This is a genomic window from Sulfolobus sp. B1 (genome assembly GCF_007050195.1).
Classification (GTDB): domain Archaea; phylum Thermoproteota; class Thermoprotei_A; order Sulfolobales; family Sulfolobaceae; genus Saccharolobus.
In genome coordinates, this window is sequence record NZ_QIMI01000209.1 from 1 (window position 1) to 1,853 (window position 1,853).

At 33.9% G+C, this 1,853-nt stretch carries 2 protein-coding genes and 1 pseudogene; 2 read left to right on the forward strand and 1 reads right to left on the reverse strand.

What is annotated here, in order from left to right:
• Positions 1-317: pseudogene (locus tag DMP16_RS09500) on the forward strand (hypothetical protein); the annotation flags it as partial.
• Positions 318-334: 17 nt separating this feature from the next.
• Here the strand turns inward: DMP16_RS09500 and yjjX are convergent.
• Positions 335-856: an inosine/xanthosine triphosphatase gene (yjjX, locus tag DMP16_RS09505; RefSeq protein WP_069283943.1), complete on the reverse strand. Its 522-nt coding sequence runs from the start codon at positions 854-856 to the stop codon at positions 335-337.
• A 44-nt stretch (positions 857-900) separates the two neighbouring features.
• Between yjjX and DMP16_RS09510 the strand changes: the two genes are divergently transcribed.
• Complete coding sequence (locus DMP16_RS09510) at positions 901-1,767, forward strand: MqnA/MqnD/SBP family protein (protein ID WP_069283944.1); 867 nt, start codon at positions 901-903, stop codon at positions 1,765-1,767.
• Positions 1,768-1,853: the final 86 nt, after the last annotated feature.

A 1,853-nucleotide genomic window follows, 5' to 3' on the forward strand; every position in this document is an offset into this window, starting at 1 on the left:
CAAAGGTACTTGAGTCAATTGAGAAATCCCCGGTAATTGCTTCTATAACGGTGATCGATAGAATGTTGCATAAGGATGTCTCAAAGAAATGTGACGTATATAAAATTATAGATGATGCTGTGAGGAAGATTGTAAACAAAGTAGATGATTTCATTATATTTTCAGTTTACGGAGAACCAAAGGGATACGACGAAGGGAACCATGAGGAACATGGAGTATTTTTAGCAACTATACCAAGACCGTCTGAACATGATACAGTTAAACTTAATGAAATAGGAGAGTTATTTAAAAGCTTAGTAAATGGAGGTTATTTCTGAATTAAGGTATTATTTTATTATCCTTCCATAACTGAAACATTATAAAGGGGGTACAAAGCCATTATCACTGGCTGTACGTAAAGTTCTTTCCTATCTATTACCTTAGTTAATAAACCAACAGCTCCCTCTTTCTTTTTACTCTCTTTTACGTTAAATATTAAATCTGTCGCCTCACCTAACTCTTTTCCATCAAATAATAATGATACTATAGATTTAGGAAGTGTAAATGAGGCTGATATTGCAAAATTCTCTAAGCCATTTTTAGTTATCATATAAACGATAGCGAAAGCTACGAAATTATTGTATATATTGCATACTCCACCCTCAATTCCTATGCCTATATCTAGATTTGTCTTTATTAATGCATTCATAGCTCTATTTTTTGCCCCTATCAAAGTCTCCTCACAAAATGGTTGAGAACTAACACCACTCTCTACTTTAACTGCTACTAGTTCATAATCCAATTTTAATGTTTCTAACGCCTCCTTAACTGCACTTATTTTAACTGGGTTCTCACTCCCCAATGCTACTCTAATCATGTCGTTTAATTTATACTTTTAAGATGTTTTAATAAACTTATCATATGGTAACTATAAGAGTAGGTGCCTTAGCTGATTCGGGCGATTTGTATCCCTTTATTCCATTAATTGAGGGAAAGATTAAGCCAGAGGGTTTTAACTTAGAATTTGAGATAATCCCAACTGTACAAGATATTAATGAGGCAGTTTTAAAGAAGGAAGTTGACGTATCCGTACCTTCCGTTGCCATGTATCCTTATATTCAAGATGATTATTACATTTTAAGCAATGCTGTTGCTACTGCCACTGACGGTATAACTGGCATGCCGTTATTAGGGGTGAAGAGCATGAGCGATGAGGAAATAAAGAAAAGTAGATTAATAGTTCATGGCCAAAACACTACCGCATTTACCTTATATAAGCTTCTAATCGGAAAATATCACAAACTAATTATAGTGAGGAAGGTTTTGGATGAGATTAAGGCATTAGGGAAGGAGGGTGACGTGTTAGTTGCTGTGCATGAGATTAAGATGATGTATGCCTTGAAAAAATTGGGAATTAATACGGTAAGAATTAGTAGTATGTGGGATATGTGGAAGAACATTTCAAATAATACTCCTATGCCAATGGGGATGGTAGTAATAAGTAAGGAGTTAGGTAAAGATCTAGCGATGAGATTTAAGGAGATTTATGAAAGAAGTAAGAAATATGCTGAAGCCCATCTTGATGAGGTTATTCCTAAGGATGTGGAGATAATGAGAGAAGCTCAGAAGGCTGATCTTGACGAAGAAATTGTGAGAAAGACGATCTGGGCTGATATTGAGGAATATAACGTTCCTGTAGATCAAGTGAGAAAAGGACTGGAATTCTTCTACAGTATAACTCATGAAAGAGGAATATTACCTAAAGTTAAAAGTATAGATTTAATATAGAGATTTTGAGTAGTTATTTTTAATTATAAATAAATATTTTTGATTTAAAAACACCATAAATGTTTAAGCTAATTATTGGGAAAAAG